Below are 17,352 nucleotides of genomic sequence, written 5' to 3'. Positions count from 1 at the left end.
TCGCCGACACCGCACTTGTTCGCGCCGCTTCTCGCGATTCGCGTACAACAAGTGCAGTGTGAGCGGGTTGTCCACAGGCATGACTGGCTCGCGACGCACAGGGTGCCGACCATGACGGCGTGGCGAATTTGATCATGGCCTCGGAAGCCCTCGCGGCTGGGATGACTCGTCGTGAGTTGAACCGCGGCTATACGAAACTGCACCGCAACGTCTACGTGCGGAACCCCGCCGACCTCAGTGCCGCGGATCGGGCGGTCGCGGCGTGGATGTGGTCGGGCCGGCGGGCCACGGTGGCCGGGGTGTCCGCGGCGGCGTTGCTGGGTGTGCGCTGGATGCCCGATCGCAGTCCCGCCGAGCTGGTGCGTGCTCAGTACCGCAGACCACCTGGCATCGTCGTGCACAGCGGTGCTGTTCGCGACGATGAGCTGTGCCGGGTGCGGGGAATCAGCTGTACCACTGCTGCCCGAACCGCCTATGACCTCGGTCGCAGATCGTCATTCACCCTCGGGCTCATCCGCGTCGACGCGGTACTTGCCGCGACCCGTGTCACCGTCGCCGATATCGCGACGATCGCCCGACGCAATCCCGGTGCGCGCCACATCAGACGCCTGCGCCACATCCTCGACATCGCCGACGGCGGAGCGGAATCGCCGCAGGAATCGAGGGTGCGGCTGTTGCTCATCAGCTCAGGTCTGCCCCGACCTGTTACACAGATCCCAATCCGCAATGCAGCCGGCCGCATCGTCAGGCGTATCGATATGGGTTGGCCGGAATGGAAAGTCGGCGTCGAGTACGACGGCGCGCAGCACTGGACCGACCCAGGACAGCATGCCGGGGACATCGATCGGCTGGAGTTCTTCGCGGATCTTGGTTGGCGCATGGTCCGGGTGAGCGCCAATCACCTGCGCTACCAACCTGAAAACATTGTGAGACGCGCGCTTACCGCTCTGGCGGCCAGCGGGTACCGTGCCGCCGACACCGCACTTGTTCACGCCGCTTCTCGGGCTTCGCGTACAAGAACTGAACTCTCGGCGAGTTAAAAGGGTGACGTGCTCAGGCGCGCTGGCGAGCATGTTTCCCCGTGACAACCGAACGCATTGCAGACCAAGTGAAGTTCGCCTACTGGGTGCCCAACGTCAGTGGTGGGTTGGTGACCAGTGACATCGAGCAGCGCACCGACTGGAACTACGCGTACAACGCAAAGCTGGCGCAGACCGCGGAGAACAACGGCTTCGAGTACGCGCTGAGCCAGGTGCGCTACGAAGCGTCCTACGGCGCTGAGTTCCAGCACGAGTCGACCAGCTTCAGCCTGGCACTGCTGTTGGCGACCCAGCGGCTCAAGGTGATCGCCGCCGTCCATCCGGGTCTGTGGCATCCGGCCGTGCTGGCCAAGCTCGGCGCCACCGCCGACCACCTGTCCGGCGGCCGGTTCGCGATCAACGTCGTCTCCGGCTGGTTCAAGGACGAGTTCACCCATCTGGGTGAGCCGTGGCTCGAACATGACGAGCGCTACCGTCGCTCTGCGGAGTTCCTTCAGGTGATCCGCAAGATCTGGACCGAGGACAACGTCGATTTCCGCGGCGACTTCTACCGGATCCACGACTTCACCCTCAAGCCCAAGCCGCTCAACACCGCCGACCGGCCAAACCCGGAGCTGTTCCAGGGCGGCAACTCCACCGCGGCCCGGCGCAACGGCGGCTACTACGCCGACTGGTACTTCTCCAACGGCAAGGACTTCGACGGCATCACCGAGCAGGTCGTCGATGTCCGCGACCATGCCCGCGAGGCGGGCCGCGAGGTCAAGGTCGGGCTCAACGGCTTCATCATCGCCAGGGATACTGAGAAGGAAGCGAAGGACACGCTGCGCGAGATCATCGCCAAGGCCAACAAGCCTGCCGTGGAAGGTTTCCGCTCGGCCGTGCAACAGGCCGGCAACTCCACCGCCGACAAGCGCGGCATGTGGGCCGATTCCAGCTTCGAAGACCTGGTCCAATACAACGACGGGTTCCGCACCCAGCTCATCGGGACACCCGAGCAGATCGCCGAACGCATCGCGGCCTACCGCAAGCGCGGGGTGGACCTCATCCTCGGTGGCTTCCTGCACTTCCAGGAGGAGATCGAATACTTCGGCGCCCGCGTGCTGCCGCTGGTCCGCGAAATCGAAGCAGCCGATAGCGATTCGGTGGGGGCCCCGGTCTTGGCTTCTGCCTGAGGCGTGTGGGCAGTGTGTCAACTGCCTGTGTGACACGCCGATGGTCGCCGCCCCTGCGGCACCGTGCGCTAGCGTTGATGGTCGAGCTGGGCCAGTGGGTCCGTTCGAGTGCCACAACCGACGCAGCGCCGCAGGGGAGCGCGGCGCGCCAAGGCTGAAGGAGAGGCCATGACCTACCCGCCCAACAACCCGGGCTACCCGCCCACGCAGCCGCAGGGCGCGTACGGGGCTGCCGGGCCGTCGTTCGCCCCGAGCGACCCGGGACCGAGCAAGCTGCCCCTGTATCTGACGATCGGCGTTGTGGTGGCCGGCCTGGTCGCCTACCTGGCCAGCTTCGGACCGGTGTTCACCGTGACCGCCGAACTCGGCCCGTTCGGCGGTGCCGAACTCACCGGCAGCGGTGGCGGCTACCCCGTGATCGCGGCCGTGCTCGCCGCGCTGCTCGCCGCCGTCAGCCTGGTGCCCAAGGCCAAGCCCTACACCGCGGTCGTCGCCGCGATCTCGGTGCTCGCTGTGCTGCTGGTCATCGCGCAGGTGGTCAGCAAGCCGGCGGGCTTCTCGATCGGCTGGGCGCTGTGGGTGGTCCTCACGTTCACCATCCTGGAAGCGGCCGCCGCCGTCGCGGCGCTGCTGCTGGAGGCCGGAGTCATCACCGCGCCCGCCCCGCGGCCCCGCTACGACCAGTACGGCCAGTACGGCCCGCCCCCGGGTGGCTACTACGGTCAGCAGGTTGGTCCGCAGCCCGGACCGCAGGGCCCGGGTCAGCGTCCCGGTTACCCGTCCCAGTACGGCGGCTACCCGTCCGGCGGCGGCTTCTCCGCACCCGGCCCGCAGAGTGGGCCGCCCACCCCGCCCACCGGATTCCCCAGCTTCAGCCCGCCGCCGTCGGTCGGCTCCGGCCAGCAGCCGGCCCCCGGACAACCCGGGCAACAGTCCCAGGCGCCGTCCGCACCGTCGTCGCCGTCTGGCCCGGCACCGTCCTAACCGGGTGCGCCTCGCGCGTTCCGGATACCAGCGCGACCTGTGACGCGAATGGAGGACCAGCGGCCCGTCGGCGCGCGCCAGGCGCGTGACCTGGTCCGGGTTGCCTTCGGCCCGGCCCTGGTTGCGCTCGTGGTGATCACCGCGGTCACGCTGCTACAGCTCGTCATCGCCAACAGCGATATGACCGGCACCCTCGGTGCCGTCGCCAGCATGTGGCTGGCGGTACACCAGGTGCCCGTCTCGATCGCCGGACATCAGCTCGGCGCACTGCCGCTACTGCCGGTGCTGGTGATGGTGTGGGGGACGGCCCGCACCACCGCCGCCGCCACCTCGCCGCGTGCATCGTGGTTCGTGACCCGCTGGATCGTGGCGTCGGCGCTCGGCGGACCGCTGCTGGTCGCGGCGATCGCGCTGGCGGTCATCCACGACGCCTCCTCGGTGATCACGGATCTGCAGACCCCCAGCGCGTTGCGGGCATTCTCCGGTGTGCTGGCGGTGCATGCCGTCGGCGCCCTGATCGGGGTGGGCTCGCAGGTGGGATGGCGCGCGCTGCGCTCCCTCGGGCTGCCGCTCTGGCTGGGCGACACGGTGCGCGCTGCCGCGGCCGGAATGCTGGCCCTGTTCGGGCTGTCGGCCGCGGTGACGGCCGGGTCGCTGGTCGTGCACTGGGGCACCATGCACGACCTGTTCGCGATCACCGACTCACTGTTCGGCCAGCTGAGCCTGACGCTGCTGTCGGTCCTGTATGCACCCAACGTCATCGTGGGGACATCGGCGGTGGCCGTCGGATCCAGCGCGCACATCGGCTTCGCGACGTTCAGTTCGTTCACCGTGTTCGGCGGTGACATCCCGGCGCTGCCGATCCTGGCGGCGGTGCCCACACCGCCGCTGGGCCCGGTGTGGGTCGCCCTGCTGATCGTCGGAGCCGCAGCCGGGGTGGCGGTGGGCCAGCAGTGTGCCCGCCGGCCGCTGCCGCTGCCGGCGGCGCTGGGCAAGCTCGCGGTGGCCGCCCTGCTGTCCGCGGCGACGATGGCGCTGCTCGGCTATGCCGGGGGCGGGAAACTGGGCAACTTCGGCGACGTCGGGGTAGACCAGTCGACGTTCGGGCCCGGGGTGTTCTTCTGGTTCTTCGTCGTCGGCGCGCTGACGGTGGTGATGGCCGGCGGTGTGGTTCGCCGGCCCAAGCCGGTGATCAAGGCGCCGCTGGTGGTCGCCGAACCCGATGGCGAGCCGATGACCGAACCGATCGTCTTCGGCGAGCCGGTCGTCGACGACCAGGGCCCGGTGATCGAGGCGGAGTTGATCGACGCGGAGGTGATCGACGCCGAACTGGTGCCCGAGCCCGAGCCCCAGCCCGGGCCGGAACCCGAGCCGGAGCCGAAGCCGCCAGCTGCGCCGCCACGGCCGGTGCGGCCCGCTCCCGACCTCGAGGATGTCGAGGATCTGATGTTCGTCGACGCCGACATCGAGGCCGACGAGCCGCACCCGCCGCGGGACTGAGCTCACGCCGACAAAGTGCGAGTAGCGGCCTGCAGGACGGCAATCTCGCGGCGATCGGCCGGGTGCCCGGTCTCATTAGGGTCAAACCACAGCTAGGCTCATCGCCGTGCAGCATCCCCTCAGCATCCCGCCCAGCGCGCCGGCCCGCGTCGTCGTCCTGGCTTCGGGAACCGGATCGCTGCTGGCCTCGCTGCTCGACTCCGCGGTGGGCGACTACCCGGCCCGCATCGTCGCGGTCGGGGTGGACCGTGACTGCAAGGCCGTGCAGATCGCACAGGACGCGGGCATTCCGTCCTACTGCGTACGGCTGGGCGACCACCCTGACCGGGCCGCCTGGGATACCGCGATCGCCGATGCCACCGCAGCCCATCAGCCTGACCTGATCGTCTCGGCAGGTTTCATGAAAATCCTTGGCCCCGAGTTCCTTTCGCGTTTCATCGGCAGGGTGGTCAACACCCATCCGGCGTTGCTGCCCGCCTTCCCCGGCGCGCACGCGGTGCCCGACGCGCTGAATTACGGTGTCAGGGTCACCGGATGCACTGTTCACCTGGTCGACGCCGGGATGGACACCGGGCCGATCCTGGCCCAACAGGCCGTCGAGGTCCTCGACGGCGATGATGAAGACACATTGCACGAGCGCATCAAGGTCGTCGAACGGCGACTGCTGGTGGACGTGCTGGCCGCGGTGGCAACGCGCGGTGTGACCTGGAGTGGCAGAAAGGCGACCATAGGATGACGTCGGGGACATTGATCGGCAAGAGGCCGATCCGGCGGGCACTGATCAGCGTGTACGACAAGAGTGGCCTGATCCCACTCGCGCAGGGCCTGCATGACGCCGGGGTTGACATTGTCTCCACCGGTTCGACCGCCAAAACCATTGCCAGCAAGGGCATTCCGGTGACCCCGGTGGAAACGGTGACCGGTTTTCCCGAGGTGCTCGACGGCCGGGTCAAGACCCTGCATCCGCACATCCACGCCGGGCTGCTCGCCGACACCCGCAACCCCGAGCACGTCGCTGCGCTGGAGAAGCTCAACATCGAGCCGTTCGACCTCGTGGTGGTCAACCTCTACCCGTTCAGCGAGACGGTGGACTCCGGCGCCGAGATCGACGAGTGCGTCGAGCAGATCGACATCGGCGGCCCGTCGATGGTGCGCGCCGCGGCCAAGAACCATGCCAGTGTCGCCGTCGTGGTGGACCCGCTGGGCTACGACGGGGTGCTCGCCGCGGTCCGGGCCGGCGGATTCACCTTCGATGAGCGCAAGAAGCTGGCGTCGCTGGCCTTCCGGCACACCGCCGAATACGACGTCGCGGTGGCGAGCTGGATGGGCTTCACCCTGGCCCCCGAAGAGGGCGAGGCGCCGGGGTTCCTGCCGCCGTGGTTCGGCCGCACCTGGCGGCGCACCTCGCTGCTGCGCTATGGCGAGAACCCGCATCAGCAGGCCGCGCTCTACAGCGACGACGTGGGCTGGCCGGGCCTGGCGCAGGCGCAGCAGCTGCACGGAAAAGAGATGTCCTACAACAACTTCACCGATGCCGACGCCGCCTGGCGGGCCGCGTTCGACCACGAGCAGATCTGCGTGGCGATCATCAAGCACGCCAACCCCTGCGGTATCGCGATCTCCTCGGTGTCGGTGGCCGACGCGCATCGCAAGGCCCATGAGTGCGATCCGCTGTCGGCGTTCGGTGGCGTGATCGCCGCCAACACCGAGGTGACCGTGGAAATGGCCGAGTTCGTCTCGGAGATCTTCACCGAGGTCATCATCGCCCCGGCCTATGAGCCGGGCGCGGTCGAGATCCTGGCCCGTAAGAAGAACATTCGCGTGCTGGTGGCCGCCGAGCCGCCGGTCGACGGGGTGGAGATCCGCCAGATCAGCGGCGGTCTGCTCATGCAGGAACGCGACAGCATCAACGCCCCCGGTGACGACCCGGCCAACTGGACGCTGGCCACCGGCGAGCCCGCCGACCCGGCCACCCTGGCCGACCTGGCCTTCGCCTGGCGCACTTGCCGGGCGGTGAAGTCCAACGCGATCGTCGTCGCCGCCGACGGTGCCACCGTTGGAGTGGGTATGGGTCAGGTCAACCGGGTCGACGCCGCCCGACTGGCCGTCGAGCGTGGTGGGGACCGGGTGCGCGGCGCCGTCGCCGCCAGCGACGCCTTCTTCCCGTTCCCCGACGGGCTGGAGACACTGACCGCCGCGGGCGTGAAGGCGATCGTCCACCCCGGTGGATCGCTGCGCGACGAGCTCGTCACCGAGGCCGCCGCCAAGGCGGGAATCACGTTGTACCTCACCGGCGCCCGGCACTTCGCGCACTGAGGCCGGCGATGAGGACCCCGCGGGTGGTGATGGTCGCAGCGGCGACCCTGGTGCTGGTCACATCCTGCACCCGGGTCATCGACGACGCCCGCGGGGTGGCCGCCCCCAACCTCGGCACCTCGGGTGGCACCGCGACCGACTGCACCACCGTCGACGCCCCGCTGACCGCGATTCCGCCCCGCGGCCCCGGTGAGCCGGTGCTGAAGATCCCGCAACCCGCCGGCTGGGAGCGGGTGACGATGATGGATTCCGAGCTCATCCGCTACACCATGCGCAATACCGGACTGGCCACCGCGGGGTTCGCGCCGACCGCGGTGGTGACGCTGGAGAGCAGGCCCGGCCTGACCGAGCCCGACGACGTCTTCGAGGCCCAGCGCCAGGGCCTTCGGTCCGGCCTCGGGGCCAAGGACATGCAGACCGCCAACACCACGCTGTGCGGGCTGCCCGCTGCAACCATCGACTATCAGATGCCGTCGGTCGGCGGTTTACCGCCGCATCCGGCCCGGGTGCTGTGCGCGGTGCTGCAGAGCGGGGCCCGCACCTACGCGATGACGGTCACGGTGCAGAGCGCCGACCCCGACAACCCCACCTTCCAGCGGGACGCGGAGGCCATTCTGACCGGATTCCAGATGCTCTCCCCGGCCTGAGTCGGCACACCGTCACGCACGGGTAAGGAGGTAGCGGGTGCCGGTGCGCGACGGCAGTCGTAGCGTGGAGGAGTGACGTCACCTGACAACCTTCCCCGCACCCTCGGCGAACTGCGTGCCTCCGGGCATCGGGAGCGCACCGTCAAGGAGGAGCTCCGGGAGAACCTGCTCTCCGCGCTGGCCGAAGGCGATGACGTCTGGCCAGGCATCTTCGGCTTCGAGGACACCGTGATCCCGCAGCTGGAGCGGGCCCTGATCGCCGGCCACGATTTCGTCCTGCTCGGTGAACGCGGCCAGGGTAAGACCCGCATCCTGCGCTCACTGGCCAACCTGCTCGACGAGTGGACCCCGGTGATCGAGGGAGCCGAACTCGGCGAGCACCCGTACTCGCCGATCACGCCGCAGTCGATCCGCCGCGTTGCGGAGTCCGGTGACGACCTGCCCATCAGCTGGCGGCACCGCAGCGAGCGGTACACCGAGAAGCTGGCCACCCCGGATACCAGCGTGGCCGACCTGGTCGGCGACATCGACCCGATCAAGGTGGCCGAGGGCCGCAGCCTCGGTGACCCGGAGACCATCGCCTACGGCCTGATCCCGCGGGCGCACCGCGGCATCGTCGCCGTCAACGAGCTGCCCGACCTCGCCGAGCGGATCCAGGTCTCGATGCTCAACGTGATGGAGGAGCGCGACATCCAGGTCCGCGGCTACACCCTGCGGCTGCCGCTGGACGTGCTGGTCGTCGCCAGCGCCAACCCGGAGGACTACACCAATCGCGGCCGCATCATCACCCCGCTCAAGGACCGCTTCGGCGCCGAGATCCGTACCCACTATCCGCGCGAACTGGACGCCGAAGTCGGCGTCATCAGCCAGGAAGCGCACCTGTCCGCACAGGTTCCGATCTACCTGATGCAGATCATTGCCCGCTTCGCCCGCTACCTTCGCGAGTCCAACTCCGTCGACCAGCGCTCCGGGGTGTCGGCCCGCTTCGCCATCGCGGCCGCCGAGACCGTCGCCGCCTCGGCTCGCCACCGCGGCGCGGTGCTCGGTGAGGACGAGCCGGTGGCCCGGGTGGTCGATCTGGGCACGATCGTCGACGTGCTGCGCGGCAAGCTCGAATTCGAATCCGGTGAGGAAGGCCGCGAACAGGCGGTGCTCGAACACCTGCTGCGCCGGGCCACCGCCGACACCGCCCAGCGGGTGCTCGGCGGGATCGACGTCGGGCCGCTGGTGGCTGCTGTCGAGGGTGGATCGGCGGTGACCACCGGTGAACAGGTCTCGGCCAAGGATGTGCTGGCCGCGCTGCCCGACCTGCCGGTCATCGACGCGATCGCCGATCGGCTCGATGCGCAGTCTGACGGGCAGCGCGCCGCCGCACTGGAGTTGGCGCTGGAGGCGCTGTATCTGGCCAAGCGCATCGACAAGGTGACCGGCGAGGGCGAAACCGTCTATGGCTAAACCCAATCGGGGACACGGGCACGATTCCCGCTACTCCGCCTATACCGGAGGACCCGATCCACTGGCCCCGCCGGTGGACCTTCGTGAGGCGCTCGAGCAGATCGGCCAGGACGTCATGGCGGGCACCTCACCGCGCCGCGCCCTGTCCGAGCTGCTGCGCCGCGGCACGCCCAATATGCGCGGTGCCGACCGGCTGGCCGCCGAGGTGAACCGCCGCCGCCGAGAGTTGTTGAGCCGCAACAACCTTGACGGCACCCTGCAGGAGATCAAGAAGCTGCTCGACGAGGCGGTGCTGGCCGAACGCAAGGAGTTGGCCCGCGCCCTCGACGACGACGCCCGGTTCTCCGAGTTGCAGATCGAGGCGCTCTCCCCGTCGCCGGCCAAGGCCGTCCAGGAACTGTCCGACTACGACTGGCGCAGCCCCGAGGCGCGGCAGAAGTACGAGCAGATCAAGGATCTGATGGGTCGGGAGATGCTCGACCAGCGCTTTGCCGGAATGAAGCAGGCCCTGGAGAACGCCACCGACGAAGACCGCCAGGCTGTCAACGAGATGCTCGACGACCTGAACGACCTGCTGGACAAGCACTCTCGCGGCGAGGACTCCCAGGAGGACTTCGAGAACTTCATGGCCAAGCACGGCCAGTACTTCCCGGAGAATCCGCGCAACGTCGAGGAACTGCTGGACTCGCTGGCCAAGCGGGCCGCGGCGGCGCAGCGGTTCCGCAACAGCCTGACCCCGGATCAGCGCGCCGAGCTCGATGCCCTGGCGCAGCAGGCGTTCGGCTCGCCGCAGTTGATGAACGCACTGAACCGGCTCGACGCGCACTTGCAGGCCGCCCGCCCGGGTGAGGACTGGAACGGCTCCTCGGAGTTCTCCGGCGACAACCCGCTCGGGATGGGGGAGGGCGCCCAAGCCCTGTCGGATATCGCCGAACTCGAGCAGCTCGCCGAGCAGCTGTCGCAGAGCTATGCCGGGGCCTCCATGGACGACGTCGACCTCGACGCGCTGGCCCGCCAACTCGGCGACCAGGCCGCGATCGACGCCCGCACGCTGGCCGAACTCGAACGCGCCCTGATGAACCAGGGCTTCCTGGACCGTGGATCCGACGGGCAGTGGCGGCTGTCGCCGAAGGCCATGCGTCAGCTCGGGCAGGCCGCGCTACGCGATGTCGCCCAGCAGCTGTCGGGTCGACACGGTGAACGGGCCACCCGACGGGCCGGTGCGGCCGGCGAACTCACCGGTGCCACCCGTCCGTGGGCGTTCGGCGACACCGAGCCGTGGAACGTCACCCGCACGCTGACCAATGCGGTGCTGCGGCGGGCCGGAACCAAGGATACGGAAGGTCCGTTGCGGATCGCCGTCGACGACGTCGAGGTCTCCGAGACCGAGACCCGCACCCAGGCGGCGGTGGCGCTGCTGGTCGACACCTCGTTCTCGATGGTGATGGAGAACCGCTGGCTGCCGATGAAGCAGACCGCGCTGGCCCTGAATCATCTGGTGAGCACCCGGTTCCGGTCCGACGCGTTGCAGATCGTCGCCTTCGGCCGCTACGCCAGGACCGTCACCGCCGCCGAGCTCACCGGGCTGGAAGGCGTCTACGAGCAGGGCACCAACCTGCACCACGCGCTGGCCCTGGCGGTACGGCATCTGCGTAGGCATCCGAACGCACAACCGGTAGTCCTGGTCGTCACCGACGGTGAGCCCACCGCCCACCTCGAAGACTTCGACGGCCGCGGCTCGTCGGTGTTTTTTGATTACCCGCCGCACCCGCGGACCATCGCCCACACCGTCCGCGGCTTCGACGAGGTGGCCCGCCTCGGCGCCCAGGTGACGATCTTCCGGCTGGGGGACGATCCGGGGCTGGCGCGATTCATCGATCAGGTTGCTCGCCGGGTCGAGGGCAGGGTGGTGGAGCCGGATCTCGACGGACTGGGTGCCGCCGTCGTCGGCGATTATCTTCGGTCGCGTAGACGTCGGCGCTGAACCGCCGGCCAATACCGCGCAGCAAACACTGGGAATGTTTCACCGTGTTTCGCCGGCGCAATATTGACACCTGAGAGCGTGGCAAACAACAGGGTTATTAACGCCATCGTTCTACGGCGTGCAATGTTAGCGAACACGTGCTAGGCGCTGGTCGACGGACGGTACCAGTCGGAGCGCCCGGCAACGCGCAGAGTGCCGAAGCTATGTAAGAGCTGTGACGATTGAGAAACTTGCTGGCTGCCGATTTCCCTCGTACCGCTTGCTAGACGGCAAACAGCCCCTTAGTATTCATCAGGATCTTCTAAGATTCGTATCAGCAAAGCATCGAGTTCGTCACAACCTGGGCGAACCCGCACCAGCAAGGGGAATCAGCAATGGCGTCACGAACTCGGCCAATCGTCATGACAGGAGTCGCGCTCGCCAGCGCTGCTGCCGTTGTCGCCGCTGTGCCGGCAGTCGTTCCTACCAGCGATGTCACGGTGGCATCGTCCTCACTCGCCCCGCTCGCGTTGTCGACCGCGAAGTACGAGCTGACCTCGATCAGCGAGATCACCACGCAGGGCATCAACGACGCCTTCTGGTTCGGCTGGGGCGGGTTCCTCAACGAGAACACGCCGTATTACCAGACCAGCTCGCCGATCTACGTCAGCGGACTGTCCGGTGTCGCCTACTACATCATCGACTGCGCCACCTCCAACACCTGCACCAGCTCGGAGGGCAGCAGCGGCCTGACCCTGGACAACTACTTCTTCGAGGCCGGCGGCGTTCCGGCGGTCATCGACGTGGCCGTCAACCAGATCTTCGGTGAGGGCTCGGTTCCCGCCCTGGTCGCCGACACCGTCTTCAAGTACGGCGTGACCAGCACCGTCAACGCCCTGCTGTACTCGGCGGCTCAGGCGCTGCCCAAGATCACGCTCGGCCCGATCACCATCGGTGGCGGCATCCTGGCCGGCCTGTTCTTCTACGGCCAGACCCCGGACGGCAAATTCAACTACGGAACTCCCGGCTTGTCCGCAGTGCTGAGCTACATCGTCACCTCGATCAGCGACGCGCTGCCGTCGGCCAACGCCAACGCCAACTCTTCGGCGGCGGCCGCTGCCAAGACCGCGACGCTGGCGGCCACCACGGAGACCGCCACCACCGGTGAGACCAAGCCGGCGGACACCACCACCGCGGCCGACACCACCACCACCACTGAGGCCGCTCCGAAGGCTACCGGTGGCTTCAAGAAGGACACCGTGGTCACCACCTCGAGCGACGCGACCGTCACCCCGGCCGCCAGCACCGAGTCGGCCCCCTCCACCGACACCACCTCGACCGACACCAAGTCGACCGAAACCACCTCGGCCGACAGCACGGATGCCAGCACCGGCACCCTGCCCAAGGCGACCCCGACCGTCAAGGCTCCGAAGACCGCCAAGTCGGAGAACCCGCTGGCCAAGATCGGCCAGAAGATCTCCGATGCGATCTCGGGCAAGAAGGCTGACAAGTCGGACTCCGGCTCGTCGAGCGACGCCGGTAGCGGCGGCTCCGGCGCGTCGGGCGGCAGCGCCAAGGGCTGATCACAGCCATGAACAACATCGGCCCCTTCCACTCGGAAGGGGCCGATGTTGTTGTGCGGGTTAAGCCGTCGGGCCGCTCTTGCGGTTCTTGCGTTTGATGCTGACCCCGCCCCACAGCGAGAAGCCGCGGATGGTGACCGTGGGGGCCCCGGGTGTGCCCTGACCATCGACGGCGTGGTCGAACCCGCCCATCACCGCGACACCGTGGACCTCGACATTGACCTCCGGCGGCAGCAGGATCGTCTGGCCACCCATGATCGAGTATGCGTGGATCTCGACATCGGTCGAGGTGAAGTCGGCGTAGCGCAGATCGACGACGCCGCCACCGAACAGGGTGAACGTGGTCATCCGGCCCGGTACGTTCCAGCGGCCGCGCCGCTCGAATCCGCTGAGGATGGCCAGCAGCAGCGTCGACGGCGCAGGCCTGCCAGAGCCGCGCCGGCGTGGGGTCTCCGGAGCACCGGGCAGATCATCGGTGAGCCGTTCGAGTTCCTCGTACGTGGTGGCGGCATACGCCGCGGACAGTCGGCGCTCGTACTCGCTGACGTCGAGCCGACCTTGAGCGGCCGCTTCGCCGAGCAACTGTGCGACCTGGATGCGGTCGGCATCGGCGACCCGCATCGACGCGTCCCGGGGAGTCAAGTTGCTCATCGCATACGAGGGTACGGCTCTGCCTCGCAACCGCAATAGTGTTCGCTGATCTGTCACATGAGCGTTCTATTGCAGCCAGCTGGGTGGGCGCTTCTGCAGGAACGCCAGCATCCCCTCCCGGGCTTCCTCAGAGACGAACAACCGCGCCGATTCGGTTGCCAACCGCTCAGCGTCCCGGTCGAAACCGGCCAGGACCTCCGCGGTGGTCAACGCCTTTGACGCCGCCAGTCCCTGGGGTGAACCCTTGACCAGCTCCGCGGCCAACTCGGCCACCGTGGCCGCCACATCGTCGGCGGCCACGGTGATGAGTCCGATCGCAGCGGCCTGCGCGGAGCTGAACGTCTCGCCGGTGAGGTAGTAGCGGGCAGCCGCCCGGGCCGACAACTTCGGCAGCAGGGTCAGCGAGATGATCGCCGGGGCCACCCCGATCCGCGCCTCGGTGAGGGCGAACGTGCTGCGCGGGCCGGCGACGGCCAGGTCGCACGCCCCGACCAAGCCCATGCCACCGGCGCGGACGTGCCCGTCGACGGCGGCCACCACCGGTCGTGGCGACGCGACGATCGCCCGCAGCACGTCGGCCAATTCGCGCGCCCGCGCCGCGGTGGTCTCGACCGGGTCGCCGCCGGAGGCCTCACTGAGGTCGGCGCCGGCGCAGAACGTCCCGCCGGTGTGGCCGAGCACCACCACCCGCACCGCGGGGTCGTCGGCGGCTCGGCGCAGCCCGTCGTGCAGCTGCTCGACCAGGCGCGTCGACAGTGCGTTGCGGTTATGCGGGGAGTCCAGGGTCAGCCGGGCGACGTGTCCGTCCACCGCATACGAGACCAGCCTGTCCCTCTCAGTCCCCATGTCGCTGCGCTCCTGCCCGCCGCTCTCAGTACGACCGCGGCAGGCCCAGCGAGGTCTGCGCGACGAAGTTGAGGATCATCTCGCGGCTGACCGGCGCGATGCGCGACAGCCGGGATGCGGTGAGCATCGCGGCGATTCCGTACTCCTGGCTCAGGCCGTTACCGCCGTGGGACTGGACGGCCTGGTCCACAGCGCGGGTGGACGACTCGCCGGCGGCGTACTTCGCCATGTTCGCGGCTTCGGCGGCTCCGGCGTCGTCCCCCGCGTCGTACAGCGTGGCGGCCTTCTGCATCATCAGCCTGGCCAGTTCGAGTTCGATGTGGGCCTGCGCCAACGGATGTGCGATGCCCTGGTGCGCGCCGATCGGGGTCTTCCACACCTGCCGTGTCTTGACGTAGTCGGCTGCCTTGGTCAATGCCAGCCGGCCCATGCCGACCGCGCTGGCCGCTCCCATGATCCGCTCCGGGTTCAGCCCGGCGAACAACTGCGCGATCGCCGCGTCCTCGGATCCGACCAGGGCGTCGGCGGGCAGGCGCACCTCGTCGAGGAACACCTGGAACTGGCTTTCCGGCATGACCAATTCCATCGGGATCCTGGTGTAGCTCAGGCCCGGTGTGTCGGTCGGGACGACGAACAGCGCGGGCCGCAGGTTGCCGGTTTTCGCTTCTTCGGTGCGGCCGACGATCAGTAGCGCCTGGGCCTGATCCACCCCGGAGATCCACACCTTCTGACCGGACAGAATCCAGTCGCTGCCGTCGCGGCGGGCGGTGGTGGTGATGCGGTGCGAGTTGGACCCGGCGTCGGGCTCGGTGATGGCGAATGCCATGGTGATCGAGCCGTCGGCGATCCCCGGCACCCAGCGCTTCTTCTGTTCGTCGGTGCCGAACTTGGCGATGATGGTGCCGTTGATCGCAGGGGAGACCACCATCATCAGCAGCGGGCAGCCCGCCGCCGAGAGTTCCTCCATCACCAGCGACAACTCGTACATGCCTGCGCCGCCGCCACCGTACTCCTCGGGCAGGTTTACCCCGATGAAGCCGAGTTGGCCTGCCTCCCGCCACAATTCGTCGGTGTGGCCGCCGGCCCGGGCGCGCTCCAGGTAGTAGTCGGCGCCGTAGTTCGCCCCGAGTGCGGCGACGGCCTTGCGCAGCGCCTGGCGCTCGTCGCTTTCGATGAAGCTGGTGTCGGTCATGCTTCTCCTTCGTCGGATACCGGGCTCTGGACCCGGGCCAGAACAGTTCCCACGTCGACCTGTTGGCCGACGGTGACATCGAGCTGGGTGAGGACGCCGTCGGCTGGAGCGCTGATGGTGTGTTCCATCTTCATCGCCTCCAGCCACACCAGCGGCTGGCCGAGTGTCACGGTGTCGCCCAGGCTCGCGCCCAGCCGGATCACCGAGCCGGGCATGGGTGCCAGTAGTGAGCCCTTGGCGACCACGGAACCTGGCTCAGGAAATCGTGGGACCGCGGCGAAGGTGACCGCGCCCAGCGGTGAGTCGACGTACACGTCGGCGCCGTAGCTGCTCACCCGCAGTGCGGTGGCCACACCGTGGGCGTCAGCCAGCACCACCTCGTCCGGGGCGACCGAGAGAACGCGCAGGTCCTCGTCCTCGGGCAGCAGCACACCGTCGCGGGTGAACCGGTAGGTCACGTGGAACTCGTCGCCGCCGGTACCGCGGTAGCTCTTGTGCTGGTCTCCGGAGACCAGATTGCGCCAGCCGCTGGGGATCCCGGCTAGTACGCGCGCGGTGGCGCGGTTGTGCGCGGCGTCGGCTAGGGCGGCGGCGACAGCCGACCACCGGACGGCCCGGTGATCGGCCAGCGGCCGTGCCAGCTCTGCCAGACCGTGGGTGTCGAAGAACGCGGTGTCGGTGGCGCCGGCCAGGAAGGCGCTGTGCCGCAATACGTTCACCAGCAGGTCGCGGTTGGTACGGACGCCGTGCAGCCGGGTACGGGCCAGTGCGTCGGCCAGGATGTGCGCCGCGCGGGCCCGGGTCGGGGCATACGAGATGACCTTGGCCAGCATCGGGTCGTAGTGGATCGACACGGTGGTGCCGTCGACCACGCCCGAGTCGAGCCGCACACCGGTACCGTGGATGCGGCCGAATTGTGTTGCTACACCGGGCACTTCGACATGATGGATCGGACCGGCCTGCGGCTGCCAGTTCTGCGCCGGGTCCTCGGCGTAGATGCGCGCCTCGATCGAATGCCCCCGGGCGGTCGGTGGCTGGCCGGGCAGCGGCTCGCCGTCGGCGGCCAGCAGCTGCAATTCCACCAGGTCGGTCCCGGTGGTGAGTTCGGTGACCGGATGCTCGACCTGCAGCCGGGTGTTCATCTCCAGGAAGAAGAACTCGCCAGCCCGATCTGGTGAGTCGTCGGCCAGGAACTCGACGGTGCCTGCGCCGGTGTAGCCGATCGCGCCCGCGGCCAGCCGGGCCGCCTCGAACAGGCGCTCGCGCATCCCGGGGACCCGCTGCACCAGCGGTGACGGTGCCTCTTCGATGATCTTCTGGTGACGGCGCTGGATCGAGCATTCCCGCTCGCCGACCGCCCATACGGTGCCGTGCTGGTCGGCCATCACCTGCACCTCGACATGGTGACCGGTGGGCAGGTAGCGCTCGCAGAAGACGGTCGGATCGCCAAAGGCCGACTGGGCTTCTCGCTGCGCGGCGGCCACCTGGACGGGCAGGTCGGCCAGTGCGGTCACCACCCGCATCCCGCGGCCGCCCCCGCCGGCCGACGCCTTGATCAGGACCGGCAGCTGGGTTTCGGTGACGGTATCGGGATCGAGTTCGGCCAGCACCGGCACTCCGGCGGCAGCCATCATCTTCTTGGCCTCGATCTTGGAACCCATGGCCTGCACGGCCGCCACCGGCGGACCGATCCAGGTCAACCCCGCGGCGACGACTGCGGCCGCGAAATCGGCGTTCTCCGAGAGGAATCCGTAGCCGGGATGCACCGCGTCGGCGCCGGAGGCGGTGGCCGCGGCGATCAGCTGTGCGGCATCGAGGTAGCCGCTCACCCCGTCGAGCCGGACCCGGGTGTCGGCCTCACCGACGTGCGGGGAGTGCGCATCGGGGTCGGTGTAGACGGCGACGGTGGCGATGCCGAGCCGGCGGCAGGTGGCGAACACCCGGCGGGCGATCTCGCCCCGATTGGCGACAAGCACGCGTGTAATCACTGTTGTCCTCTGCTC

14 protein-coding genes are annotated in these 17,352 nt (G+C 68.6%); 10 read left to right on the top strand and 4 right to left on the bottom strand.

What is annotated here, in order from left to right:
- Positions 1-119 precede the first annotated feature (119 nt).
- The 10 genes from G6N35_RS14505 (at position 120) to G6N35_RS14460 (ending at position 12,660) form a co-directional block, all read left to right on the top strand.
- Positions 120-1,040, top strand: coding sequence for a type IV toxin-antitoxin system AbiEi family antitoxin (locus G6N35_RS14505; protein ID WP_179967360.1), 921 nt, complete (start codon positions 120-122; stop codon positions 1,038-1,040).
- A 41-nt stretch (positions 1,041-1,081) separates the two neighbouring features.
- Complete coding sequence (gene sfnG, locus G6N35_RS14500) at positions 1,082-2,212, top strand: dimethylsulfone monooxygenase SfnG (RefSeq protein ID WP_163804887.1); 1,131 nt, start codon at positions 1,082-1,084, stop codon at positions 2,210-2,212.
- Positions 2,213-2,380: 168 nt separating this feature from the next.
- Positions 2,381-3,196, top strand: coding sequence for a DUF5336 domain-containing protein (locus G6N35_RS14495; RefSeq protein ID WP_163804886.1), 816 nt, complete (start codon positions 2,381-2,383; stop codon positions 3,194-3,196).
- A gap of 48 nt (positions 3,197-3,244) precedes the next feature.
- The gene (locus G6N35_RS14490) at positions 3,245-4,696 is read left to right on the top strand and encodes a cell division protein PerM (RefSeq protein WP_163807682.1); all 1,452 of its coding nucleotides are present in this window, start codon (positions 3,245-3,247) and stop codon (positions 4,694-4,696) included.
- Between the two features lie 106 nt (positions 4,697-4,802).
- Complete coding sequence (gene purN, locus G6N35_RS14485) at positions 4,803-5,432, top strand: phosphoribosylglycinamide formyltransferase (RefSeq protein ID WP_163804885.1); 630 nt, start codon at positions 4,803-4,805, stop codon at positions 5,430-5,432.
- Positions 5,429-7,012, top strand: a complete 1,584-nt coding sequence (purH, locus tag G6N35_RS14480; protein ID WP_179967359.1) for a bifunctional phosphoribosylaminoimidazolecarboxamide formyltransferase/IMP cyclohydrolase — start codon at positions 5,429-5,431, stop codon at positions 7,010-7,012. Before purN ends, purH begins: the two co-directional genes overlap by 4 nt.
- Before the next feature lie 8 nt (positions 7,013-7,020).
- Positions 7,021-7,659: an LpqN/LpqT family lipoprotein gene (locus G6N35_RS14475; RefSeq protein ID WP_163804884.1), complete on the top strand. Its 639-nt coding sequence runs from the start codon at positions 7,021-7,023 to the stop codon at positions 7,657-7,659.
- A gap of 72 nt (positions 7,660-7,731) precedes the next feature.
- On the top strand, positions 7,732-9,114 hold the full coding sequence (locus G6N35_RS14470) for a sigma 54-interacting transcriptional regulator (protein ID WP_163804883.1): 1,383 nt from the start codon (positions 7,732-7,734) through the stop codon (positions 9,112-9,114).
- Positions 9,107-11,098, top strand: a complete 1,992-nt coding sequence (locus G6N35_RS14465) for a vWA domain-containing protein (RefSeq protein WP_163804882.1) — start codon at positions 9,107-9,109, stop codon at positions 11,096-11,098. The genes G6N35_RS14470 and G6N35_RS14465 overlap by 8 nt, the downstream gene beginning before the upstream one ends.
- A gap of 374 nt (positions 11,099-11,472) precedes the next feature.
- The gene (locus G6N35_RS14460) at positions 11,473-12,660 is read left to right on the top strand and encodes a hypothetical protein (RefSeq protein ID WP_220098507.1); all 1,188 of its coding nucleotides are present in this window, start codon (positions 11,473-11,475) and stop codon (positions 12,658-12,660) included.
- Between the two features lie 60 nt (positions 12,661-12,720).
- Here the strand turns inward: G6N35_RS14460 and G6N35_RS14455 are convergent, their stop codons facing one another.
- From G6N35_RS14455 to G6N35_RS14440, 4 genes are all read right to left on the bottom strand, one after another.
- Positions 12,721-13,311: a DUF1707 SHOCT-like domain-containing protein gene (locus tag G6N35_RS14455; RefSeq protein WP_163804880.1), complete on the bottom strand. Its 591-nt coding sequence runs from the start codon at positions 13,309-13,311 to the stop codon at positions 12,721-12,723.
- Between the two features lie 66 nt (positions 13,312-13,377).
- Positions 13,378-14,157: an enoyl-CoA hydratase family protein gene (locus G6N35_RS14450; RefSeq protein WP_163804879.1), complete on the bottom strand. Its 780-nt coding sequence runs from the start codon at positions 14,155-14,157 to the stop codon at positions 13,378-13,380.
- A gap of 25 nt (positions 14,158-14,182) precedes the next feature.
- A complete protein-coding gene (locus G6N35_RS14445) occupies positions 14,183-15,349 on the bottom strand; it encodes an acyl-CoA dehydrogenase family protein (RefSeq protein ID WP_163804878.1) in 1,167 nt (388 codons plus the stop codon).
- The gene (locus G6N35_RS14440) at positions 15,346-17,337 is read right to left on the bottom strand and encodes an ATP-binding protein (RefSeq protein ID WP_246224310.1); all 1,992 of its coding nucleotides are present in this window, start codon (positions 17,335-17,337) and stop codon (positions 15,346-15,348) included. Before G6N35_RS14440 ends, G6N35_RS14445 begins: the two co-directional genes overlap by 4 nt.
- Positions 17,338-17,352: the final 15 nt, after the last annotated feature.

Source organism: Mycolicibacterium anyangense, assembly GCF_010731855.1.
Lineage (GTDB): Bacteria > Actinomycetota > Actinomycetes > Mycobacteriales > Mycobacteriaceae > Mycobacterium > Mycobacterium anyangense.
Note: the sequence above shows the minus strand (reverse complement) of the source record. Positions and strands in the feature narration are given on the sequence as shown.